21 protein-coding genes and 1 tRNA gene are annotated in these 21,897 nt (G+C 66.5%); 11 read left to right on the top strand and 11 right to left on the bottom strand.

The window, feature by feature from the left end:
* Positions 1–41: 41 nt before the first annotated feature.
* Positions 42–419, bottom strand: a complete 378-nt coding sequence (gene secG, locus AC13EK_RS13425) for a preprotein translocase subunit SecG (RefSeq protein WP_010337428.1) — start codon at positions 417–419, stop codon at positions 42–44.
* 376 nt (positions 420–795) lie between these two features.
* The gene (gene tpiA / locus AC13EK_RS13420) at positions 796–1,539 is read right to left on the bottom strand and encodes a triose-phosphate isomerase (RefSeq protein WP_069336758.1); all 744 of its coding nucleotides are present in this window, start codon (positions 1,537–1,539) and stop codon (positions 796–798) included.
* Between the two features lie 211 nt (positions 1,540–1,750).
* Here tpiA and AC13EK_RS13415 point away from each other — a divergent pair, with 211 nt between their 5' ends.
* Both AC13EK_RS13415 and trpE read left to right on the top strand, forming a co-directional pair.
* Positions 1,751–3,700, top strand: a complete 1,950-nt coding sequence (locus AC13EK_RS13415) for a peptidylprolyl isomerase (protein ID WP_004211254.1) — start codon at positions 1,751–1,753, stop codon at positions 3,698–3,700.
* A 1-nt stretch (position 3,701) separates the two neighbouring features.
* Positions 3,702–5,225, top strand: coding sequence for an anthranilate synthase component I (gene trpE / locus AC13EK_RS13410; protein WP_483022234.1), 1,524 nt, complete (start codon positions 3,702–3,704; stop codon positions 5,223–5,225).
* A 112-nt stretch (positions 5,226–5,337) separates the two neighbouring features.
* Here trpE and AC13EK_RS13405 read toward each other — a convergent pair whose 3' ends face one another.
* From AC13EK_RS13405 to pobA, 3 genes are read right to left on the bottom strand one after another with little or no spacing between them, the layout of a single operon-like run.
* Positions 5,338–6,066 carry an extensin-like domain-containing protein gene (locus AC13EK_RS13405; RefSeq protein ID WP_069336759.1) on the bottom strand — a complete coding sequence of 243 codons (729 nt, stop codon included), beginning with the start codon at positions 6,064–6,066 and terminating at the stop codon, positions 5,338–5,340.
* Between the two features lie 3 nt (positions 6,067–6,069).
* Positions 6,070–6,840, bottom strand: coding sequence for an NUDIX hydrolase (locus AC13EK_RS13400; RefSeq protein WP_069336760.1), 771 nt, complete (start codon positions 6,838–6,840; stop codon positions 6,070–6,072).
* Between the two features lie 56 nt (positions 6,841–6,896).
* On the bottom strand, positions 6,897–8,078 hold the full coding sequence (gene pobA, locus AC13EK_RS13395) for a 4-hydroxybenzoate 3-monooxygenase (protein WP_069336761.1): 1,182 nt from the start codon (positions 8,076–8,078) through the stop codon (positions 6,897–6,899).
* Positions 8,079–8,229: 151 nt separating this feature from the next.
* Between pobA and AC13EK_RS13390 the strand changes: the two genes are divergently transcribed.
* Positions 8,230–9,111 carry a helix-turn-helix domain-containing protein gene (locus tag AC13EK_RS13390; RefSeq protein ID WP_048937875.1) on the top strand — a complete coding sequence of 294 codons (882 nt, stop codon included), beginning with the start codon at positions 8,230–8,232 and terminating at the stop codon, positions 9,109–9,111.
* 28 nt (positions 9,112–9,139) lie between these two features.
* On the opposite strand, the gene AC13EK_RS13385 is transcribed toward AC13EK_RS13390, so the two are convergent.
* A complete protein-coding gene (locus AC13EK_RS13385; protein ID WP_069336762.1) occupies positions 9,140–9,733 on the bottom strand; it encodes a TetR/AcrR family transcriptional regulator in 594 nt (197 codons plus the stop codon).
* 50 nt (positions 9,734–9,783) lie between these two features.
* Here AC13EK_RS13385 and AC13EK_RS13380 point away from each other — a divergent pair, with 50 nt between their 5' ends.
* From AC13EK_RS13380 to AC13EK_RS13355, 6 genes are all read left to right on the top strand, one after another.
* Complete coding sequence (locus tag AC13EK_RS13380; protein ID WP_069336763.1) at positions 9,784–10,629, top strand: oxidoreductase; 846 nt, start codon at positions 9,784–9,786, stop codon at positions 10,627–10,629.
* 36 nt (positions 10,630–10,665) lie between these two features.
* Positions 10,666–11,151: a hypothetical protein gene (locus tag AC13EK_RS13375; protein WP_069336764.1), complete on the top strand. Its 486-nt coding sequence runs from the start codon at positions 10,666–10,668 to the stop codon at positions 11,149–11,151.
* Entirely contained in the window at positions 11,151–12,740 is a 1,590-nt protein-coding gene (locus AC13EK_RS13370; protein WP_069336765.1) for an alpha/beta hydrolase, read from the top strand. Before AC13EK_RS13375 ends, AC13EK_RS13370 begins: the two co-directional genes overlap by 1 nt.
* A gap of 79 nt (positions 12,741–12,819) precedes the next feature.
* On the top strand, positions 12,820–13,572 hold the full coding sequence (yaaA, locus tag AC13EK_RS13365; protein WP_069336766.1) for a peroxide stress protein YaaA: 753 nt from the start codon (positions 12,820–12,822) through the stop codon (positions 13,570–13,572).
* Positions 13,573–13,650: 78 nt separating this feature from the next.
* Positions 13,651–14,211 (top strand): YkgJ family cysteine cluster protein, encoded by a 561-nt coding sequence (locus AC13EK_RS13360; protein WP_037491139.1) that lies wholly within the window; start codon positions 13,651–13,653, stop codon positions 14,209–14,211.
* 93 nt (positions 14,212–14,304) lie between these two features.
* Complete coding sequence (locus AC13EK_RS13355; RefSeq protein WP_069336767.1) at positions 14,305–15,201, top strand: aldo/keto reductase; 897 nt, start codon at positions 14,305–14,307, stop codon at positions 15,199–15,201.
* Positions 15,202–15,323: 122 nt separating this feature from the next.
* On the opposite strand, the gene AC13EK_RS13350 is transcribed toward AC13EK_RS13355, so the two are convergent.
* Positions 15,324–15,399 (bottom strand) — tRNA-Ala (locus AC13EK_RS13350).
* Between the two features lie 257 nt (positions 15,400–15,656).
* Between AC13EK_RS13350 and AC13EK_RS13345 the strand changes: the two genes are divergently transcribed.
* Entirely contained in the window at positions 15,657–16,580 is a 924-nt protein-coding gene (locus tag AC13EK_RS13345; RefSeq protein WP_069336768.1) for a DUF2171 domain-containing protein, read from the top strand.
* Between the two features lie 46 nt (positions 16,581–16,626).
* Here AC13EK_RS13345 and AC13EK_RS13340 read toward each other — a convergent pair whose 3' ends face one another.
* From AC13EK_RS13340 to AC13EK_RS13330, 3 genes are all read right to left on the bottom strand, one after another.
* Positions 16,627–17,460, bottom strand: coding sequence for an HpcH/HpaI aldolase/citrate lyase family protein (locus AC13EK_RS13340; protein WP_069336769.1), 834 nt, complete (start codon positions 17,458–17,460; stop codon positions 16,627–16,629).
* Complete coding sequence (locus AC13EK_RS13335; RefSeq protein ID WP_007704598.1) at positions 17,457–17,909, bottom strand: MaoC family dehydratase; 453 nt, start codon at positions 17,907–17,909, stop codon at positions 17,457–17,459. Before AC13EK_RS13335 ends, AC13EK_RS13340 begins: the two co-directional genes overlap by 4 nt.
* Before the next feature lie 62 nt (positions 17,910–17,971).
* Positions 17,972–19,813: an acetyl/propionyl/methylcrotonyl-CoA carboxylase subunit alpha gene (locus AC13EK_RS13330; protein ID WP_069336793.1), complete on the bottom strand. Its 1,842-nt coding sequence runs from the start codon at positions 19,811–19,813 to the stop codon at positions 17,972–17,974.
* 67 nt (positions 19,814–19,880) lie between these two features.
* On the opposite strand from AC13EK_RS13330, the gene AC13EK_RS13325 reads away from it, so the two are divergent.
* A complete protein-coding gene (locus AC13EK_RS13325; protein WP_069336794.1) occupies positions 19,881–20,198 on the top strand; it encodes a GIY-YIG nuclease family protein in 318 nt (105 codons plus the stop codon).
* 95 nt (positions 20,199–20,293) lie between these two features.
* Here the strand turns inward: AC13EK_RS13325 and AC13EK_RS13320 are convergent, their stop codons facing one another.
* Positions 20,294–21,895, bottom strand: coding sequence for a carboxyl transferase domain-containing protein (locus tag AC13EK_RS13320; protein WP_069336770.1), 1,602 nt, complete (start codon positions 21,893–21,895; stop codon positions 20,294–20,296).
* Between the last annotated feature and the right edge of the window lie 2 nt (positions 21,896–21,897).

The following is a 21,897-nucleotide window of genomic DNA, read 5'->3' as shown; positions in this document are numbered from 1 at the left end:
CCGCACGCTCGCAAAAAATATGGCGATGAACGACGAAAAGGTCAGTTAGCGAGCGGAACTGCGCCGTTCGCTGCCGAACCATTGCCGGCGGCACTGGCCGCACCGGCCAGGGGGTCGGCGCTGCCGGTCGCGGGCGCGGGAGCCTGCGTGGCGGGGGCCGACTTGACCAGCGAGGTGTCGATGTCGCCGCCGGCATGACGGACCGAGGCGATGACCGCCAGGGTGATCGACAGCAGGACGAAGATGGTCGCCAGGATCGTGGTCGAACGCGTCAGGAAATCCGCCGCGCCGCGCGCCGACATCAGCCCGGCCGGGCTGCCACCGACGCCCAGACCGCCACCTTCCGACTTCTGCATCAGAATGACGGTGACCAGCAGGGCAGCGACGATCGCCTGCACGACGAGAAGGAAGGTGAACATGCGGGTTCTTTTCTGTCCAATGAAGGAATGCGTTGGCGCGCACATAGCGATGATGGACCGCCGGGGCAACCGGCGAGCCTGTCGATATGAACGAAGGCATGGATGAGGGCACGTGCAGAAGGCGCTGCGGCTGGCTTGCAATGGCCCATATAATCAAGTCTGGACAGTGAAAGAACCGTTCGGGCTGATCGAAGTCGAAGCCCTCGGCCGAGCGGAGCGAGGCAATAGCTTCGCCTTCGCTCAGCAGCGCCCTTCGACTTCGCTCAGGGCGAACGGAGTGAAGATAGCCCGCCCCTTCAACGCACAGCCAGCAACGCGCTCGACTCGCATCAAGCCAGAATGCCCCCTCTTCCGCACGAAGAGGGGGCGCTCCGCATCAATCCGCGGCGGCGATCACCGGTTCGAACTTGGCGGCCGACAGGCTGGCGCCGCCGACCAGACCGCCGTCGACGTCCGGCAGGGCGATGATCTCGGCGGCATTGTCGCCGTTCATCGATCCACCATAGAGGATGCGCATGGCGTCGGCCTGTTCCTGGCCGATCCGACTGGCGAGCGCGGCGCGCAGGGTGGCGTGCATCGACTGGATCGCCTCCAGCGTCGGGATGCGGCCGGTGCCGATCGCCCAGATGGGTTCATAGGCGACGGCCAGCCAGTCGGCGCCTGCGCCTTCGGGCAGCGAGGCGAGCAACTGGGCGGTGACCACTTCGTCGGCATCGCCCGCATCGCGCACGGCGAGCGTTTCGCCGACGCACAGGATCACCTTCATGCCCGCGGCATGGGCGGCGACCGACTTGGCGGCGACATCGGCGTTGGTCTCGCCGCGCGTCTCGCGCCGTTCGCTATGACCGGTGATGACCCAGGTCGCCCCCGCCTCGATCAGCATCTCGGCCGACAGCGAGCCGGTATAGGCGCCGCTCAATTCCATATGGCAGTTCTGGGCGCCGATGAAGGCCGCGCCCTTCAGCTGCGACCCGGCCATGATCAGCGTGGCCGGCAGGCAAAGCCCGACTTCCACCGCCGGATGCTGCGCGGCGAGCTTGCCGATCGCCTCCACCTCGTCGAGATGCGCGCGCATCCCGTTCATCTTCCAGTTGCCGACCACCAGCTTGCGCCTGCTCATCGGTCCATGTCCCCTTGTGATTATTGCTGCACGTGCCCGCAGCGGGTCCCCACGGCATGCACCGCGTCTCCTGGTTCCGCTTTCAGGCAATCAAGCCGATGGACGGCGATGCAGCATTTGTCCAGACCGTCCGCCACGGCCGCACTTGCCGCCGGGTCGATCCGCCCCTAAAGCGGGCCGCCATATCGCCGCATAAAAACCGGACATTCTCATGCTCTCTGTCTTCCGCAGTTTCATCCGTTCCAAATTCGGCGCCTTTTTCGCGATCCTCTTTCTGGGGTTGATCGCGGCGGCGTTCATCCTGGGCGACATTTCCAGCGGCAAGTTCGGGACTGGCCTGGGCGGCGGCGACACCGTCGCCAAGGCCGGCGGTTCCAAGCTGCGCATGAGCGAGTTGCAGGACCGCATCCAGCGCGTGTTCGAAAATGCGCGCCGCGAAAATCCCGGCATGCAGATCGGCGATTTCTTTGCCCAGGGCGGCGGCAAGCAGGTGTTCGACCAGCTGGTTGCGGCGCTGACGCTCAAGCAGTTCGCCAGCGATCAGGGCGTCCATATCAGCAAGCGGCTGGTCGATGCGCAGATCGCGCAGATCCCCGCCTTCCAGGACGCCGCCGGCAATTTCAGCCAGGATAATTTCCGCGCCCTGCTGCAGCGCGAGCGGATCAGCGAACAGTCGCTGCGCGACGATATCAGCCGTGAAATCCTGCAGCGCCAGCTGCTGGCCCCGGTCGGCCTGGGCGTGAAGCTGCCCGACAGCGTGGCGCTGCCCTATGCGTCGCTGCTGCTGGAGGAACGCCAGGGCACGATCGCCGCGATCCCGGCCGCCGCCTTCCTGGACGCCAAGGAGCCGACCGACGCGCAGGTCACCGATTTCTACAAGAAGAATGCCGCGCGCTACACCATCCCGGAACAGCGCCGCATCCGTTATGCCGTGATCGACAGTGAGCGCTTCGCCCAGGCGGCCCAGCCGACCGAGGCGGAAATCACCGCCGCCTACAACCAGAACAAGGCGGCCTATGCCGCCAAGGAAAATCGCAGCGTCGAACAGCTGGTGCTGCCGACCCAGGCGGGCGCCAAGGCGATCGCCGACCAGGTGAAGGCCGGCAAGACGCTGGCCGCCGCGGCGCAGGGCGCGGGCCTTGCCGTGTCGACCCTGACCGACCAGAGCCGCGAGGCGCTGGCCGCCACCGCGTCCAAGCCGGTCGCCGACGCCGCCTTTGCCGCCAAGCAGGGCGAACTGGTTGGCCCGGTCCGTGGTTCGCTCGGCTGGATCGTGCTGCGCGTCACCGCGCTCAACAATGTCCCGGCCCGTGCGCTGGCTTCGGTGCGCGATGAGATCATCGCCACGCTGCGCACCCAGAAGGAAAAGCAGCTGCTGACCGACTTCACCGGCAAGATCGAGGATCAGATCGCCAATGGCGGCACCTTCGAGGAAGTCGCGAAGGATAATGGCCTGAAGCTGGAAACCTCGCCGCTGCTCGTGTCGAGCGGCAAGCAGGTCGAGGACGAGACCTATCAGCCCAACAGCGACCTGCAGCCGCTGCTGGCCCCCGTCTTCGCGATGAGCGCCGACGATGATGCCCAGCTGGTGCCGATCACCGCCGACAAGCGCTATGCGCTGGCCGCGCCGGGCGACATCGTCGCCCCTGCCCCGCCGCCGCTCGCGAAGATCAAGCCGCTGGTCGTGGCCCAGTACAAGCTGAGCCAGGGCTATGAGAAGGCGCAGAAGGTTGCCGAGGACATCCGCGCCAAGGTCGCCAAGGGCACCAAGCTGGCCGATGCGCTGGCCCAGGCCGGCGTCAAGCTGCCCGCCCCGCAGGTCGTGGGTGGCCGTCGCGCCGACCTGATGCGCGGCCAGCAGCGCCCGCCGGCCGAAATCGCCATCCTCTTCTCGATGGCCGCCAACAGCGTGAAGACCCTGCCGATCGGCCAGGATCGCGGCACCTTCGTGGTGCAATTGAACGCCATCAAGCGTGGCGACGCCGCCGGTCAGCCCGAATTGCTGAACCAGGTCCGCACCCAGCTGGGCGACGTCGTGGGCGAGGAATATGGCGCCCAGTTCGAGCGCGCGATCGAGAAGGACATGGGCGTGACCCGCAAGGCGAACGCCGTGGCCGAAGCCCAGAAGGCGCTGTCCGCTACCAATAGCGGCGAGCAGTAAGATGGCGGCGCAGGGGGGAATGGTGGACGGCACGGCCGTCGCTCGCGCGGCACTGGCACAGGGCCGTTCGGGTCTGGTATGGCGGCGGCAGATTGCCGACACCGACACGCCGATCTCCGCTGCGCTCAAGCTGTTCGAGCCGGACCGGGGCGACTTCCTGCTGGAATCGGTCGAGGGCGGCGCGGTGCGCGGCCGCTACAGCCTGATCGGCCTGGCCCCCGACCTCGTCTATCGCGCCGAGGGGGTAAAGGGCGAGATCAACCGCCAATGGGCGACGGATCGCGACGCCTTCGTCCCCGCCGAACAGGATGCGTTGCAGGCGCTGCGCGCGCTGGTCGCTGAATGCCGCGCCGATCTGGACCCCGCCCTGCCGGCCGCGCTCGCCTGTCTGGTCGGCTATTTCGGCTATGAGACGGTGGGTCTGGTCGAAAAGCTGCCCCGCCCGGCCGCCAACGACATCGCCCTGCCCGACATGCTGTTCGTGCGGCCGACCGTCATCCTGGTGTTCGATCGCCTGGCCGACGCCCTGTTCCTGGTCGCGCCGGTGTGGAAGGATCAGGCCGCCGACGCGGAAAAGGCGATCGCGCAGGCGCTGGAGCGGATCGACGCGACCGCCGCGCGCCTGGCTGCGCCGCTGCCGGCCGTGCCCGCCCCGGCCGACATTGCCGAGATCGACGTGACGCCGGTGCTGGAACCGGGCCGCTATGCCCAGATGGTCGACCGCGCCAAGGACTATATCGTCGCGGGCGACATCTTTCAGGTGGTGCTGGCGCAGCGCTTCACCAGCCCCTTCACCTTGCCGCCGATCGCGCTCTATCGCGCGCTGCGCCGGATCAACCCGTCGCCCTTCCTCTATTATCTCGACCTGCCCGGCTTTGCGCTGATCGGGTCCAGCCCGGAAATCCTGGTCCGCGCCCGCGATGGCGAAGTGACGATCCGGCCGATCGCCGGCACCCGCCCGCGCGGCAAGAATGCGGTGGAAGACGCCGCCAACCGCGCCAGCCTGCTCGACGATCCCAAGGAACGGGCCGAGCATCTGATGCTGCTGGACCTGGGCCGCAACGATGTCGGCCGCGTCGCCAGCGCCGGCAGCGTCACCGTGACGGAAAGCTATACGGTCGAATTCTACAGCCATGTGATGCACATCGTGTCGAACGTGGTCGGTCGGCTGGCACCGGAGAAGGACGCGATCGACGCGCTGTTCGCGGGTTTCCCCGCCGGCACCGTGTCGGGGGCGCCCAAGGTCCGCGCCTGCGAGATCATCGCCGAACTGGAGCCGGAAACGCGCGGTGCCTATGCCGGCGGCGTCGGCTATTTCGGCCCGGACGGCAATATGGACAGCTGCATCGTGCTGCGCACCGCCGTGCTGAAGGATGGCGTGATGCACGTCCAGGCCGGCGCCGGCATCGTCGCCGATTCGACCGCCGAATATGAGCAGCGCGAATGCGAGGCCAAGAGCGGCGCCCTGCTCGCCGCCGCGCGCGAAGCCGTCAGCCTCGCCAAGCAGGCTGGCTACGGGCAGTAATTACAACCGTTCGCCCTGAGCGAAGTCGAAGGGCCCGGCTGAGGCGAAGCCGAAGCGCTTCGCTGCGCTCAGGAGAAGGCTTCGACTTCGCTCAGCCCGAACGCCTTAATCCCTAACGACAGGCCCGCCAGCCCGTCGCACCGCGTTCCGCCTGATCGAGGTGGAAATGGTCGCGATGGGCGGCATTATAGTCGGGCGAGAGCACGGTCGAGAAAAGGCCGCAGGCGCCATCGCGCACGTCACGCAGGAAGGCGGCGTCCTTGCCCTGCCCCTTCCAGTCGCCGACCACGCTGATCCGGTGGCCATCGGCCAGCACGAAGCCCGCGACATCGATCGCGTCGGCCGTGGCATGTTCGCTGAAGTCGCCCTGGCTGCGGCCATACATGCGCCGGCAGCTATAGGAACCGAAATGGGTGATGGAGCGCACCGGCTGGCCGAACAGCCGCTGCGCGGCGGGCTGCACCACCTGCCATTCCCAGACGCGCAGGGCGGCAACCACCGGGCAGGACGGCGCCACCCCGGCGGGTGACAAGGCGATCATGCCCTTTTCCGCCTTCAGCCGGACCGCGTCGGCATAGCCGCACTGCCCCTCGCCCCCGCCCGGCTTCATCGCCGTATAGGCGATGCCCGCCCGGTCGAGCAGCGCCAGACATTGCGCCCGATCGCCGGTCAGCGCGGCGAGCTTGCGACCGGTGAACAGGCCGACCCGCTGCGACAGGTCCAGCCTGGTCCAGGGCAGATCCTGCGGTCGCTGGCGCAGCAGCGCATAGCCGACCCAGAGCAGGCCAAGGATGACAGCGATAATGACAAGGGCACGAAGGGTCAGATGAAGGCGGTGCATCCCCTAACCACGCCGGACCTGCCGCATTGGTTCCGACGTGACCGGATAGCCGAGGTGCGCCGGGATGCAGAGATGCGGCTCGCCGTCGCGCTCCTCGAACCAGGGGCGCACCTTTTCCACCGGGATGCTGCGGGCATGGGCGGCGAGTGCGTCGAAACTGTCATATTGCGCCAGCCGTTCCAGATTGCGGCGGGTGGGGAAGATGACATGCCCGTCGCCGCCATCGGCGCGGGCTATGGTGGCGGCGGCGCTGCTCCAGAACAGGCGAACATTCTCGGTCGCGTCGACGCTCGCCGCCTGCCCCAGTGGCGCGCGGGCGAGATAGAAGCGGGTGTCATAGACGCGGATCGCCTTTTCCCGCGCAGACGGGTGCCAGCGGGCAAACGGCACCAGCGCATCCAGCGCCAGGGCGATGCCGCGCGGCGCCAGAAGATCGCCGAGCGGCGCCCCGCCGAGCAGGCCCGCGCGAATCGCCGACACGGTAGCGGCATCGACAGACCCCGCCAGACCGACGCCCAGGCCGCTTTCCTCAATCGTCTCGCGAATGGCCGCGATCCGCGCAGCGACCTCATCACTGGGCAGATCGCTGGACATATTGGCGGCCAGCGCCCGGTCGCTATCGTCGACGCCACCGCCCGGAAAGACCAGCGCACCGGCGGCAAAGGCCATGGTCGCGGCCCGTTCCATCATCAGCAGGTCGGGCGCTTCCCCCGGCCGGTCGCGCACGATCACGATCGTCGCTGCGGGGCGTCCCGCGTCATTCTCTTCGCTCATGCCCCGGTCTAGGCCGCATCCGGCGGGGCGGTAAAGCCCCGCCCCGGCCAGAGGCGTCAGGCAGCCATCAGCGGAAGGCCGACATAATTTTCCGCCAGCGTGCGCTGCGCCGCCTGCGACCCGCGAATATAGTCGATCTCGGCCGCCTGGATGCGGCGGGCGAAACCGTCCATGTCGGGGAAGCGGTGGGTGATCGAGGTGAACCACCAGGAAAAGCGCTCCGCCTTCCACACACGCGCCAGAGCGCGGGCGGAATAGCCGTCCAGCCCGGCATCCGATCCGCCGCGATAATGATCGACCAGCGCCTCGCTCAGCATGATGACGTCCGACGCGGCGAGGTTGAGCCCCTTGGCGCCGGTCGGCGGCACGATATGGGCAGCGTCGCCGGCCAGGAACAGCCGGCCCCAGCGCATCGGTTCCGACACGAAGGAGCGCAACGGCGCGATCGACTTCTCGAAACTCGGCCCGCGGGTGACGCGCGATGCGGCGTCGGGGCCAAGGCGCAGGCAAAGCTCGTCCCAGAAACGGTCGTCGGACCAGTCCTCGACCTGCTCGTCCAGGCCGCACTGGATATAATAGCGGCTGCGCGTGGGCGAACGCATCGAGGCGAGCGCGAAGCCGCGCTCATGATTGGCGTAGATGAGTTCATGGTCGGCGGGCGGTACGTCGGCCAATATGCCGAGCCAGCCGAACGGATAGACGCGCTCGAAGGTGCGCAGCACATGGACGGGGATGCTATTGCGGCTGACGCCATGATAGCCGTCACAGCCGACGACATAGTCGCATTGCAATGCCTGCGTGACGCCGTCCTGGCGCCAGCGGACCACGGGATGATCGCCGTCCAGCCCCTCCAGCGTCACATCCTGCGCATTCCAGACGATCTCTACGCCGCGCTCCGGCGCCGCCTCGAACAGGTCGTGCATCACCTCCTGCTGGCCATAGACGGTGACCGCGCTGCCACCGGTCAGCGCCGCCATGTCGATGCGGAACAGCGAACCGTCGAGCGAAATCTGGGTGCCGCCATGGACCAGCCCCTCGCGATCAAGCCGCTCGCCAAGGCCCAACCGATGCATCAGGTCGGTCGTCACCTGTTCCAGCACGCCGGCACGCACCCGCCCCTCGACATAGGCCCGGTCGCGCCGTTCCAGCACGACCGCGGCAATGCCCTCCGCCGCGAGCAGATGGGCCAGGAACATGCCGGCCGGGCCGGCACCGATAATGGCTATGCTGGTGCGCATTCGCATCCTCTCATGATCCGGGCACGCTGACGGCGCCCCTGTTTGTCCGATGCGCCTACCCTATCCGCACGGTCGGCGATGGACATGGGCGCACCAGCCTATTAATTGGACAATTCATCAGCCCCAGCGCATCTCGACGGGACCATGCCCGATGTCGAAACAGTCCTTTCCGACCTTCTATCTTTATGGTGAGCCCCACAGGCTGGTGGCGGAGGGCTTCGTCCATGTCGAAACCCTGGACGATCGCTCACGCCCCAGCGAATGGACGATCAAACCGCATGCCCATAGCGAGCTGAGCCATATCTTCCTCATCACCTCGGGCGGCGGCGCGATGGAGGCGGATGGCGCGGAGTTGCGCTTCGTCGCGCCCAGCTTCCTGCTGGTGCCGGCCACCGCCGTGCATGGCTTCAAATGGCTGGAGGAAACCGCTGGCTTCGTCATCACCATGGCGGACGCCTATCTGCAGGATCTTGGCCGCCATGGCCCGGAACTGACCGGCCTGTTCGAGCGGCCCGACGCGATCGAGATGAGCGCGGCGCAATTGCCCCCGGTCGAACGGCTGGTCGCCGATCTGATGCGCGAACTCAGTTGGTCGGCGCCGGGCCACCGGGCGGCGGTCGATGCGGCGATGCTGTCGCTGCTGGTGACGGCACTGCGCCATCGCAGCGCCGCCGTCCACGCCGCCCCGCGCGCCGGACCGCATGCGTCGATCGTCGCGCGGCTGCGCGAACGGATCGAGCAGCGCTTCCGCCTGCGCGAACCGGTGTCGGTCCATGCCGCCGCGCTGGGCGTCAGCCAGACCGCGCTGCGCGTCGCCTGCGCCCGGATGGCCGGCCGATCACCGGCCCAGATGCTCGACCAGCGCGCCCTGCTCGAAGCGCAGCGGGCCCTGCTCTATTCCAACCTGTCGATTGCCGAGATCGGCTTTTCGATCGGCTTTGCCGACCCGGCCTATTTCAGCCGCTTCTTCCAGCGCAACATGGGCCTGTCCGCCCGCGCCTATCGCGAGGCACAGCAGGGCGCGAACGGATAAGGCGCGCCGCCCGCCCTAGGCATGACGATCAGGACTGGCTGGCTGCGCCGCCCAGCAAGGCGTTCGCCACGTCGCGGGCATTGGCAGCAAGTTCGTCATCAGGCAATTCACCGGCCGTCCAGAAGGACAGCACACCGCGAAAGCCGAAGGCCAGATGCCTTGCCAGGGCAGGCAGCGTTGGGTGCCCGTCGATCAGACCTTCGCCAGCACCGATCGCCAGGGTCCACAGCGCGGTGGACTGCGCCAGCACTTCGCCATGGGTCGGCCCCGGCGTGCCGAGCCACCCCATCACCGCCCGGTTCACGCGCGGTTCTTCCAGCATCAGCTCGACCACCGTGGCGACCGCCAGCAGCACGCGCCGGCCGGCATCGTCGAGCCGCGGCTTGTCCGCGAAGCGCTGGGTCGCGGTGGCGATCCGCCGCGCCGACAGGGCGTGCATGATCGCGGCCTTGCTGCCGAACTGGTTGAACGGCGTGGCGAAACTGACGCCCGCTTCGGTCGCCAGATCGCGCATCGAAAATTCCGCCTTGCCGTCGCGCAGCAGGCGTTCGGCCGCGTCGATCACACGATTGCGCACGGGTTCACCACGCGAACCGGTCGAGGGGGGCTTGATGGACGTCATGTTGCTATCTATATCATGATATAGTTGATGTTCAAATCATGGAGTAGGCCATGTCGGCGCTGATCCCCAAGACTTTCCTGATTACCGGCGTCAGTTCCGGCCTGGGCCGGGCCTTTGCCGAGGGCGCGCTGGACGCCGGCCATGCCGTCGTCGGGACCGTGCGGCACCCCAAGGATGCCGAAGCCTTTGCGGCGCTGGCGCCCGGACGCGCGCATCCGCTGCAGTTGGACGTGACGCATCTGGACGCGATTCCGGCGGCCGTGGCGGACGCCGAGCGGCGCGCCGGGCCGGTCGACGTGCTGGTGAACAATGCGGGCTATGGTCATGAGGGCGTGCTGGAGGAATCGTCGATCGACGATCTGCAGCGCCAGTTCGCCGCCAATGTGTTCGGCCCGGTGGCGATGATGAAGGCGGTGCTGCCCGGCATGCGCGAACGGCGGCGCGGTCATATCGTCAACATCACGTCCATGGGCGGGTTCATCACCATGCCCGGCATCAGCTTCTATTGCGGCAGCAAGTTCGCGCTGGAGGGTATTTCCGAAGCGCTGGGCAAGGAAGTGGCGCCGTTCGGCATCCATGTAACGGCGCTGGCGCCCGGCCAGTTCCGCACCGACTGGGCCGGGCGGTCGATGGACCGCACGCCGCGCAGCATCGCCGACTATGACGCGGTCATGGACCCGATAAGGGCGGCGCGTCAGGCCAAGAGCGGGCAGCAGCCGGGCGATCCCGCGCGCGCGGCGCAAGCCTTGCTGGCGCTGGTGGAGGCGCCGGCACCGCCGACCCGCCTGTTCCTGGGCGACGATGCGCTGGGCCTGGTCGAAGGCAAGATGGCCGCCATGGAAGCAGAGATCGCGCAATGGCGCGCATTGTCCCGCTCCACCAGCTTTGCCGCATAAGCGCGGCGATCGCCCGCCAACAGAAAGACACAGACCATGTTTGGAATAACGCCCCTGGGTTGGGTCCATACGCTCGGCAGCCTGCCCGCCATTCCGCTGGCCGCCTATATGTTTGCGCGCCATGGCCGGATCATGCCGCGAACGGCACCGGGCATCGCCTATCTCATCTTCATGCTGATCGGTGCCGGCACCGTGTTCCTGGTGGCGCATCAGCCGGTCAGCTACGGCATCGGCACGGTGACGATCCTGCTTCTGATCGCCGGCTATGGCGTGGACAATATCCGCTTTCTCGGGCGGGCGCGGCGCTATCTGGAGACGGTTTTTCTCAGCCTCACGGCGTTTCTGCTGATGGTGCCGACCGTGACCGAAATCCTGCGCCGCGTGCTGGATGGTCATCCTCTCGTCACCGACCTCAAGTCGCCCTTGCTGCTGGGATCGCAGGCGGCGCTTCTGGCGATGCTGATCCTGGGCCTTGCCGCCCAGTTGATTGCCCTGCGCCGGCGAAATGGCAGGATATCCTGATGACTAATGCAATGGCCCGCTTGCTTGCACTTCCCCTGTTTGCACTGGCGCTGATCGGCGCCGCGCCGCCCGAAACGCGCTTCGATATCAGTTTGCCGGCTGCGCTGAGCGATGACGCATCGGGACGGTTGCTGCTCTTTGCGGCACCGCTGAGCGCCGACAATGGCGAAAGCGAGGATATCGACATCTATGGCCCCGACGACGCCCGCATCTTCGTGGCGGGCCGCGATGTCGCCAGTTTCGGGCCTGATCGCACCGTGAGCATCGATGCCGAGGAAGGCGCCTTCCCCAAGGGGTTCGCGACCCTGGCGCCGGGGGACTATCGGGTGCAGGTCGTGCTCGATCGCGACGGCGACTATAATTATGGCGGGCGGGGACCGGGCGACCTGGTCTCGAAGGTGGTGACGTTGCATCTACCGCTTGGCGCCAGGCCGTCGATTGCGCTCGATCACAGACTGCCGCCGGTGGCCGGACAGTTCGACGTCACCGGCCTGCCGCCGCGCGCCGCCGAGCAGATCACCGCGTCGCGCCCGCATCTGCACGACGAACAGGTCGTATCAAAGGCGCTGACCCGCTTTCGCGGCACGCCGCAGAGCGTCGCCGCCTGGGTGCTGACCCCGCCGGGCTATGATCCCAACGGCCGCGTCACCTATCCCACGGTCTATACGGCCGGTGCGTTCGGGACCAATCATCGGGTCGACGGGCAGCAATTGTCGCGCATCTGGCACCTGATGGAGACAAAAGCCATTCCGCCGATGATCTGGGTGACGCTGGACTTCGCCTCGCCCACCGGCACGACCGAATTTGCCGACAGCGTCAATAATGGTCCCTGGGGCGAAGCGCTGACGCGCGAGATCATTCCGGCGCTCGAAAGCCGCTATCGGATGGATGCCAGGCCCTCGGGCCGGTTCCTGACCGGCCATAGTTCGGGCGGTTGGTTCGCGCTCTGGGCGATGGTGCGCTATCCCGCCTTCTTCGGTGGAAGCTGGGCCTCGTCACCCGATCCAGTGGATTTCCGGCACTTCATCGGCGTCGACCTCTATCAGCCGGGGGCGAACATGTATCGCGATGCCCAGGGCGTGGCCCGTCCGCTGGAGCGCGCCCATGGCGCGGTGAAGACGACGATCGCGCAGGCGGCGGGGATCGAGACGGTGCTGGGCCGGGATGGCGGCCAGTTGCGATCCTTCGACTGGACCTTCTCGCCGCGCCGTGCGGACGGGACGCCGGCGCCACTCTTCGATCGGGTGACGGGCGCAGTCGATGCGCAGGTCGCGGCATATTGGCGGGACAATTATGATATCGGCCACCGGATCGAGACCCAATGGCCGCGCCTGCGCCATGATCTGGACGACAAGGTCCATGTCGTGGTCGGGACCACCGATTCCTATTATCTCGATGGTGCCGTCCATGATCTGGAGGCAGCGTTCCGCAAGGTGGGTGGCCGGGCAGAGTTCATCTATGTCCCCGGCGCGTCGCACAGCATCAACGAAGTCTATGCACGGGACGGCGATCGCAACGCCTATTACCGGGAAATGGCGCAGGCCATGTATGCGGTGGCGCGGCCATCAGGGGCCACAGGCGGGCGCTGAAGCGAAATCCGCCGGCGGGCGGGAGGGGGAGGCGCGGTCCGGTTTGACGCCCGGACGAGGCGCGGCTACCGCGCGGGGCATGATCGTTCTGCTCTCTCCCGCCAAGACGCTCGACTTCGAGCGCGCGCTGCCGCCCCTTGCCGTCACCACGCCGCATTTCGCCGAGGAAGCGCGCGGGCTCGCCAAGTCGGCCGCCAATCTTTCGCAGAAGCGGCTGGCGGAACTGATGCATATCTCGCCGCGCCTGGCCAAGCTCAATGCCGACCGGTTCCGGGACTTTGCCGAGCTGCCCGAACGGCAGGCGCTCTATGCCTTTGCCGGCGACGTCTATTCCGGTTTCGAGGTGGACACGTTGGACGAGGCGGCGGTGGCCTTCGCGCAGGATCATGTGCGGATGCTGTCGGGCCTTTACGGGCTGCTGCGTCCGCTGGATGCGATCCGTCCCTATCGGCTGGAAATGGGCACACGTTGGGCACCGCGGCACAAGAAGCTGACCGACTGGTGGGGCGATCGCATCGCCGCGCTGCTGCGCACACAGGCCGCGGAAGAGGGATCGGGCGTCGTCCTCAACCTGGCCAGCCAGGAATATTTCGCGGCGGTCGAGAAAAGGCTGGACGGCCTGCGCGTGATCCATGTCGATTTTCGCGAGCCGGGGCCGAACGGCCCGCGCTTCGTGAGCTTCAACGCGAAGCGGGCACGCGGCATGATGGCGCGCTGGATGTGCGAACATCATGTCGCTGATGTCGAGGCCATGCAGGGCTTCGACAGCGACGGATATCGCTTCGATCCGGGCGAGAGCGACGCTGACCATTGGCGCTTCATGCGCGCCTGACCGGCGCAGGGCATCTGCCGCGAGGCGGCGCGCATGATGCCGCTTGCATTCCCGACAAGGCCAAGGCACCCCGCCCGGATGCACATGGATACAGATCTGGAAACCGCTCTGCTGGGCCCTGTCATCCCTGACCGGTCCTGCGGCGATTGCACCATGTGCTGCACCATTCTGACCGTCGACACACCCGATTTCAAGAAAGCGGCGGGCGCGCCCTGCGCGCATCTGGGCGAGCAGGGATGCAGCATCCATGCGGTGCGCCCGCATATCTGCCGGACATGGTTTTGCGCATGGCGCCGGGTCCAGGCCATGCCCGATGAAGCCCGTCCGGACCGGTCCGGCATCCTGGCATCGATCGATTTCGTCCGCGAACCGCGCAACTGCTTCGAAGGCGTATCGATCATGGTTCGCATGCTGCCCGGCAGCGCTGCGATCGAGAATGGCATGGCCGGCGCGATCCTCGACAGTCTTTGCGATCAGCTGGTGCCCGTCTGGTTCAGCGACGGATCGCGGAAGATGTTGATGCATCCCGACAATGAGGTCGCCGCCCTCGTCCTGTCGGGGGACGCCGCCCCGGCCCACCTGCGCGCCGAAGTCGCCGCCTGGCGCGCGCGTTACATGAGCTTTTCATCCAGGGCGTGACACCGGCCCCGGCAAGCGCCGGTCGCCCGGCCGGTCATGTGGGACGCGGATGGCCCCTACCGCCGGCACATTGCTTGTGCCATTGATCGATCCATGACGACGCTGCGCCTCTCCGCCGAACCACGTCCGCTCGGCAAGAGCGGCATTTCCGTCTTTCCGATCGCCTGGGGCATGTGGCGCCTGGCCGGCGAGGATATCGCCGAGGCCCGCGCCAGGGTGGAGACGGCGCTGGACGCCGGCATCACCCTGCTCGACACGGCGGACATCTATGGCTGCGACACACCCGCCGGTTTCGGATCGGCCGAAACGCTGTTCGGCCAGATGTTGGCGGACGCCCCTGAACTGCGGCAGCGCATGATCATCGCCACCAAGGGCGGCATCCGGCCGGGCATCCCCTATAATAGCGGCGCAGACTATCTGGCCGAGGCCATCGATGCGTCCTTGACGCGAATGGGCATCGACCGGGTCGATCTCTACCAGATCCATCGCCGCGATTTCCTGACCCATCCGCAGGAAGTCGCCGCCAGCCTGACCCGCATGGTCGAAGCTGGCAAGGTGCGCGCGATCGGCGTGTCCAACTATGCGATTCACGAACTCGATGCGCTCCAGACCTTTCTCGACCTGCCGATCGTCAGCACCCAGCCCGAATTTTCCGCGCTGCGCACGGCGCCGCTCCATGACGGCACGCTCGATCAGGCGATGGCGCGCGACATGGCGGTTCTGGCCTGGTCGCCGCTGGGTGGTGGTCGCCTCGCCAAGGCGCTGCACCCGGCCGCTGTGATGCTTGCAGATCAGGGCGAGCGCTATGGCGTCGATATCACCGCCGCCGCCCTGTCCTGGATCATGGCGCATCCCGCGCGCCCGATTCCCATTGTCGGCAGCCAGTCCGCTGCCCGCATCGCCCGCAGTATCGATGCCTTCAAGGTCGAATGGACCCGCGGTGAATGGTATGCGGTGCTCGAAGCGTCGATGGGGGAAAGACTGCCCTGATCCGCCCGTGCGAGATCGCGCATCTTGTCATGCTGTCCGATCATCATGGGGTGCGCCGGCCGGTGGCGTCCGGTCCGCACAGCCAATGCCACACGGAACAGTTCGTTCATTTCGAAGGGAAATGGTGGAGCCTAGGGGGATCGAACCCCTGACCTCGTCATTGCGAACGACGCGCTCTCCCAGCTGAGCTAAGGCCCCAAAGGTGGGCTGCCTATAGGCGAGGGATTTTCGCCTTGCAACGGTCTTTTGCGCAAAAAATCGCCGCCTTTCCTGATCTCGATCAAGAGCCCCGGAAATCGGCCCTTTCCGCCTTCGGCAGGGCGGTTGAAAGGCGCGACGTTACCCGCCCGTAACGCCCGGAACGATGGGCCGCGCCACCCATTGATGGCCTGTCGGTGCAACAAGCACGCACCACCGGAGGGCGCGATCCTCCGACAAGCACAAGGAGACGGACCATGGGTTATCAAGGCGGACGCCGCTATGGCGGAGATGATCGCTATTCGACCGACTGGGATCGCGGCAACGACCGTTACAATGATCGGTACAGGGCGCCACGCGACGAGCGCGCCTATCGATACGGCATGCGCGGCCAGTTCAGCGGGCCGGGTGCCCGCCCCTATCCTTCAGGCTATGATCCCGACGATCGCGGCTTCTTCGACCGGGCGGGCGACGAGATTCGCAGCTGGTTCGGCGATGACGAGGCGGAACGCCGCCGCGAATATGACGAATATTATAACCGCCCCTATGGCGACCCGCGCGACCAGTCGAGCCGGCTTGGCTATGCCTCGGCTGCGCGCAGCGACTATCTGCCCGGCCGTGGCTTTGCCCCCTATACCGGAGAACGCAGCGGCTATGGCAGCGAGGATCATGGCTATCGCAACCGCGCCTTCGGCCCGCAGCAGGACTATGGCGCGCATCATGACAGCAACTATTATAGCTGGCGCCAGCAGCGGATCGACGAACTGGACCGTGACTATGCCGAATATCAGCGCGAACATCGCGATCGCTTCAACAGCGAATTCGGCACTTGGCGCACCCGTCGCGGCGAGCAGCGCCAGGCAGTGACGCAGGTGCGCGAACATATGGAAGTGGTCGGCAGCGATGGCGAGCATGTCGGCACCGTCGACAAGCTGCGCGGCGACCGCATCATCCTGACCAAAAGCGACAGCGATGCCGGCGGTGTCCACCACTCCATCCCCTCCTCCTGGATCAAGTCGGTCGATGCGACCAAGGTGACGCTGGAGAAGAGCGCGGATGAGGCCCAGCACGCCTGGCGCATCGAGCGCGAACAGCAGGCGCTGTTCGGCGATCGCGACGACACCCGCGGCACCTATGGCGCCGGATCGTCGACCAATTATGAAAAGAGCCGTTACCGCTAAATCGGGACGGTGGAATGAAGGGCCCGGCCGCGATGCCGGGCCTTTTTCATATGGCGGCCAGCACCCGCTGCGCCTGCACCAGATGCGGGCGATCGATCATCTTGCCGTCCAGCTTCAGCACCCCGGCACCCGGATTGGCGGCAAAGGCATCGACCACGGCGCGAGCATGATCGACCTCCGCCGGGGTCGGGGTGAAACCGGCATTGATCGCCGCGACCTGGACCGGGTGGATCGCCATCATGCCGGTAAAGCCATCGCGCCGCGCCCGGCCGACATAGGCGGCCAGATCATCCATCGCATCGATCCGGGGGAAGACCGTGTCGATCGCCGCGACACCGGCGGCGTGGGCCGCGAACAGGGTCAGGCTGCGCGCCATCTCGATCGGCGCGGTATAGCGGCCATCGGCTTCGCGCGCGCTGGTGGCGCCGATCGAGGCGGGCAGATCCTCCGCGCCCCAGGTGAGGCCGGCCAGCCGATCACGCACGCCGCGATAGCTGCCAAGCTCGAACAGGGCGGCGGGCGTTTCCGTGGCGATGGGCAGGATCGGCGGCAGGCGCCCTGCCCCGGCCAGTTCTTCCAGCGCCAGGATACTGGCCGCCCCTTCCGCCTTGGGCAGCATGATGCCATCGGGCGCCGCCGGCAGGATGATGGCCAGATCAGCCGCCGTCTGCCCGCCCTCCAGCGGATTGACCCGGACGAAGGCGGTGCAATTGCGCGCCTCCGCCAGCCAGCCGGCGATCGCATCACGGGCATAGCCCTTGCGCTCGGGCGCGACCGAATCCTCCAGGTCGAGGATGATCGCATCCGCGCCGCTCGCCGCCGCCTTGTCGAACCGTTCGGGGCGATCGCCCGGCACAAAGAGCAGCGAGCGGAGTTTCATGCAGACCTCTTCTTGAGCAACGCCATGCGCAGGCACTGGCAGACAATCTCGTCCCGCTGGTTGAGCAGGCGATGGGTGAAGGTGACGATGCCGGCCTCGGGGCGCGAGCGGCTTTCCTTGAGGTCTGTGACCTCAGTCTCGCAGCGCAGTGTGTCGCCGATGAACACCGGCTTGGGCATGACCAGCTTGTCATAGCCCAGGTTCGCGACCAGCGTGCCCATGGTGGTGTCGCCCACCGAAAGGCCGATCATCAGCGCGAAGCTGAAGGTGCCGTTGACCAGGATCTGGCCGAATTCCGACGCCTTGGCCGCCTCGGCATCCAGATGCAGCGGCTGGGGATTATGGGTCATGGTGGTGAACAGCAGATTGTCGGTCTCGGTCACCGTGCGGCGCAGCTCATGCGCGATCCGGTCGCCCACCTGCCATTCGTCAAAATGCCTGCCCGCCATGTATCGCCCTCTATATAAATGTGCACGATAGTGCAATTATCATTCCATGAAGCCGGATCGGCTCAATCCTCGCCATGATCGATCCGGGCCAGCAATACGCCTTCGCTCACCTGCCCGCCCTCGGCCGCGTTGAGTTCGGCAACCACGCCGTCGAACGGCGCGACCAGGCTATGCTCCATCTTCATCGCCTCCAGCGTCAGCAGCTTCTGCCCCTTGGTCACCGCCTGCCCGGCCGTCACCGCCACGGCAATGATGCGGCCGGGCATGGGCGACAGGATCGCGCCGTCGGATGCCGCACCACCGGCGCCACCGGCAACGCGCCAGGGCGTCATTTCCCAGACCTGCCCGCCCTCGGCAATCAGCACATCCTCCAGCGGCCGGGCGTCGCCCAGACGCGGATCATAGCGCACGGCATGGGGATGGCCGTTCAGCAGGAAATTCGCCTCCGCCCGGACCGGCGCATTCAGGCGGAAGCCGGCCAGCGCCCCGCCCGGCGTCAGCGCCGCTGCAGCGTCGGCCAGTGCCGCGTCAGACGGATCGGCCGGCGGCAACAGCGCGTCGCCCTCCCGCGCGATCAGGCCAGTGTCAAGCCGGGCCGCCGCGAAATCCGCATTCTCCAGCGCCTTGACCAGAAAGCCCGCATTGGTGCGCAGCGGCCAGATCACCGTATCATCAAGCGCCGCCGCCAGCCGCAGCCGCGCCGCGTCGCGCGTGTCGCCATGGGCGATGACCTTGGCGATCATCGGATCATAATAAGGCGAAATGGCCGCCCCTTCCTCGACGCCGGTATCGATGCGCGCACCGCCGCCCAGTTCGAACGTGTCGAGCGTGCCGATCGAGGGCAGGAAGCCCTTGACCGGATCCTCGGCATAGAGGCGCGCTTCCATCGCCCAGCCATTGATCGACAGCTGCTCCTGCGTCCGGGGCAGCGGTTCGCCCGACGCGACCCGCAACTGCCATTCGACCAGATCCTGGCCGGTAATCTCCTCGGTCACGGGATGTTCGACCTGAAGCCGGGTGTTCATTTCCATGAACCAGATGCGGTCGGCGCGCAGCCCATCCGATCCGTCGGCAATGAACTCGATCGTGCCGGCGCCGACATAGTCGACCGCCTTGGCCGCATTGACCGCCGCCTGACACACGGCCGCGCGGGTCGCTTCATCCATGCCCGGCGCGGGCGCTTCCTCGATCACCTTCTGGTGGCGGCGCTGGAGCGAACAGTCGCGCTCGAACAGATGGACGACATGGCCATGTTTGTCGCCGAACACCTGCACCTCGATATGGCGCGGGTTGGTGATCCATTTCTCCAGCAGCACCTGCTCGTTGCCGAAGCTGGACGCCGCCTCGCGCCGGCAGGACAGTAGAGCGTCGGCGAAATTGACAGGGTCATCGACCTTGCGCATCCCCTTGCCGCCGCCACCGGCCACCGCCTTGATGAGGACAGGATAGCCGATCGCATCCGCCTCCGCCGCCAGCCGCTCGGGTGACTGGTCTTCGCCCAGATAGCCCGGCGTGGTGGGCACGCCGGCATCCTGCATCAGTTTCTTGGCCGCATCCTTCAGGCCCATGGCGGTGATGGAGGACGGGTTGGGGCCGACCCAGATCAGCCCCGCGTCGATCACCGCCTGCGCGAATTCGGCATTTTCCGACAGGAAGCCATAGCCGGGATGAATCGCCTGCGCGCCTGTCGCTTTCGCTGTCGCGATGATCCGGTCACCGACCAGGTAGGATTCGCGCACCGGCGACGGGCCGATATGCACCGCCTCGTCCGCCTCGCGCACATGCAGCGCATCGGCGTCAGCATCGGAATAGACCGCGATCGTGCGGATACCCAGCCGCCGCGCGGTGCGGATCACCCGACAGGCAATTTCGCCACGATTGGCGATGAGGAGGGATTCAAGCACCACAGTCTCCCAATTCGTCATGCTGAACTTGTTTCAGCATCCATTTCGCCGCAGGCTGGGCATTGCGATGGAAAGACAGCCATGCGTCTATATTTTGAGCAGCAAGCCCTATGGCACGCTCTATATCGGCGTGACCTCCGATCTTGTCGGCCGGCTCTATCAGCATCGCACCGATAGCATCGCCAGTTTCACCAAGCGCCACGCCGTCCATCGCCTCGTCCGATTCGAGATGTTCGGCAGCATGGAAACCGCTATCCTGCGCGAGAAGCAGCTCAAGCGCTGGCACCGGCAATGGAAGATCAACCTGATCGAGAGCGACAATCCGCATTGGGCCGACCTTGCACCCTCCATCGGGCTTCCAGCCTTGCCCCCCGATGGATGCTGAAACAAGTTCAGCATGACGATGGGGCCTAATGGCGGTCCCCCTCCCCGAGACAAGCTCAGGGAGGAATGAGAGGGGCAGCATCGCCTCCACCCCGATCACATCCGGAACACGCCGAACTGGGCGCGTTCCTCCACCGGCGCATTGAGCGCGGCTGCGAAGGCCAACCCCAGCACATCCCGTGTCTGGGCCGGGTCGATCACACCATCGTCCCACAGGCGCGAGGTTGCGAAATAGGGATTGCCTTCATCCTCATATTTCTGGCGCACCGGCGCCTTGAAGGCCTCGGCCTCTTCCGGCGTCCATTTCGATGCGTCGCGATGGACGGTCGCCAGCACACTGGCCGCCTGTTCGCCACCCATCACGCTGATCCGGCTGTTGGGCCAGGTGAAGAGGAAGCGCGGCTGATAGGCGCGGCCGCACATGCCATAATTGCCCGCGCCGAAGCTGCCGCCGATCAGCACGGTGACCTTGGGCACCTGTGCCGTGGCCACCGCCGTCACCAGCTTGGCGCCATGCTTGGCGATCCCCTCCGCCTCATATTTGCCGCCAACCATGAAGCCGGAGATATTCTGGAGGAACAGCAGCGGAATGCGCCGCTGGCAGGCCAGTTCGATGAAATGGGCGCCCTTCTGCGCGCTTTCGCTGAACAGCACGCCATTGTTCGCCAGGATCGCCACCGGCATGCCCCAGATATGGGCGAAGCCGCAGACGAGCGTGGTGCCGTAGAGCGGCTTGAACTCGTGAAATTCGCTGCCGTCGACGATCCGCGCGATCACTTCGCGCACATCATAGGGGGCGCGCACATCCTGCGGGATGATGCCATAAAGATCGGCCGGGTCGAACTTGGGTGGACGCGGGTCGTGCAGGTTGAGGTCGCTCTGGCGATCGGGCTGCAGGGTCGAGACGATATCGCGCACGATCGACAGCGCATGCTCGTCATTGTCCGCGACATGATCGACCACGCCCGACTTGCGACCATGCAGGTCGCCGCCGCCCAGATCCTCGGCGCTGATGACCTCGCCCGTCGCCGCCTGCACCAGCGGCGGGCCGGCGAGGAAGATGGTGCCCTGGTTGCGGACGATCACCGTCTCGTCCGACATGGCCGGGACATAGGCGCCACCGGCGGTGCAGCTGCCCATGACGCAGGCGATCTGCGGAATGCCGCGCGCCGACAGGTTCGCCTGATTATAGAAGATGCGGCCGAAATGGTCGCGGTCGGGGAAAACCTCCGCCTGGTTGGGCAGGTTGGCGCCGCCGCTGTCGACCAGATAGACGCAGGGCAGCCGGTTTTCGAGCGCGATTTCCTGCGCGCGCAAATGCTTCTTCACCGTGACGGGATAGTAAGTGCCGCCCTTCACCGTGGCGTCGTTGCAGGCGATCATCACCTGTCGCCCCGACACCCGGCCGATGCCGGCGATCATGCCGGCGCCCGGCACCTCGTCGCCATATTGGCCATTGGCGGCGAGCTGACCGATCTCAAGGAAAGGCGAGCCGGGATCGAGCAGCCGTTCGACGCGATCACGCGGCAGCAGCTTGCCGCGCCCGGTGTGCTTGTCACGCGCCGCCGGCGATCCGCCCAACGCCGCGTCGGCAACCTTGCTGCGCAATTCCTCCGCCAGCGCACGATTATGCGCGGCATTGGCACGGAAGCTTTCGCCATCGGGCGACAGCTTGCTGTCCAATACGGGTGCGCTCATGC

The organism is Sphingobium sp. L-44, assembly GCF_056859495.1.
This window is presented reverse-complemented; position numbering and strand designations above follow the sequence as displayed.

Coding starts and splice junctions, on each gene's coding strand:
- secG (WP_010337428.1), bottom strand. CDS start 419: ATGTTCACCTTCCTTCTCGTCGTGCAGGCGATCGTCGCTGCCCTGCTG.
- tpiA (WP_069336758.1), bottom strand. CDS start 1,539: ATGAGCAGGCGCAAGCTGGTGGTCGGCAACTGGAAGATGAACGGGATG.
- AC13EK_RS13415 (WP_004211254.1), top strand. CDS start 1,751: ATGCTCTCTGTCTTCCGCAGTTTCATCCGTTCCAAATTCGGCGCCTTT.
- trpE (WP_483022234.1), top strand. CDS start 3,702: ATGGCGGCGCAGGGGGGAATGGTGGACGGCACGGCCGTCGCTCGCGCG.
- AC13EK_RS13405 (WP_069336759.1), bottom strand. CDS start 6,066: ATGCACCGCCTTCATCTGACCCTTCGTGCCCTTGTCATTATCGCTGTC.
- AC13EK_RS13400 (WP_069336760.1), bottom strand. CDS start 6,840: ATGAGCGAAGAGAATGACGCGGGACGCCCCGCAGCGACGATCGTGATC.
- pobA (WP_069336761.1), bottom strand. CDS start 8,078: ATGCGCACCAGCATAGCCATTATCGGTGCCGGCCCGGCCGGCATGTTC.
- AC13EK_RS13390 (WP_048937875.1), top strand. CDS start 8,230: ATGTCGAAACAGTCCTTTCCGACCTTCTATCTTTATGGTGAGCCCCAC.
- AC13EK_RS13385 (WP_069336762.1), bottom strand. CDS start 9,733: ATGACGTCCATCAAGCCCCCCTCGACCGGTTCGCGTGGTGAACCCGTG.
- AC13EK_RS13380 (WP_069336763.1), top strand. CDS start 9,784: ATGTCGGCGCTGATCCCCAAGACTTTCCTGATTACCGGCGTCAGTTCC.
- AC13EK_RS13375 (WP_069336764.1), top strand. CDS start 10,666: ATGTTTGGAATAACGCCCCTGGGTTGGGTCCATACGCTCGGCAGCCTG.
- AC13EK_RS13370 (WP_069336765.1), top strand. CDS start 11,151: ATGACTAATGCAATGGCCCGCTTGCTTGCACTTCCCCTGTTTGCACTG.
- yaaA (WP_069336766.1), top strand. CDS start 12,820: ATGATCGTTCTGCTCTCTCCCGCCAAGACGCTCGACTTCGAGCGCGCG.
- AC13EK_RS13360 (WP_037491139.1), top strand. CDS start 13,651: ATGCACATGGATACAGATCTGGAAACCGCTCTGCTGGGCCCTGTCATC.
- AC13EK_RS13355 (WP_069336767.1), top strand. CDS start 14,305: ATGACGACGCTGCGCCTCTCCGCCGAACCACGTCCGCTCGGCAAGAGC.
- AC13EK_RS13345 (WP_069336768.1), top strand. CDS start 15,657: ATGGGTTATCAAGGCGGACGCCGCTATGGCGGAGATGATCGCTATTCG.
- AC13EK_RS13340 (WP_069336769.1), bottom strand. CDS start 17,460: ATGAAACTCCGCTCGCTGCTCTTTGTGCCGGGCGATCGCCCCGAACGG.
- AC13EK_RS13335 (WP_007704598.1), bottom strand. CDS start 17,909: ATGGCGGGCAGGCATTTTGACGAATGGCAGGTGGGCGACCGGATCGCG.
- AC13EK_RS13325 (WP_069336794.1), top strand. CDS start 19,881: ATGGAAAGACAGCCATGCGTCTATATTTTGAGCAGCAAGCCCTATGGC.
- AC13EK_RS13320 (WP_069336770.1), bottom strand. CDS start 21,895: ATGAGCGCACCCGTATTGGACAGCAAGCTGTCGCCCGATGGCGAAAGC.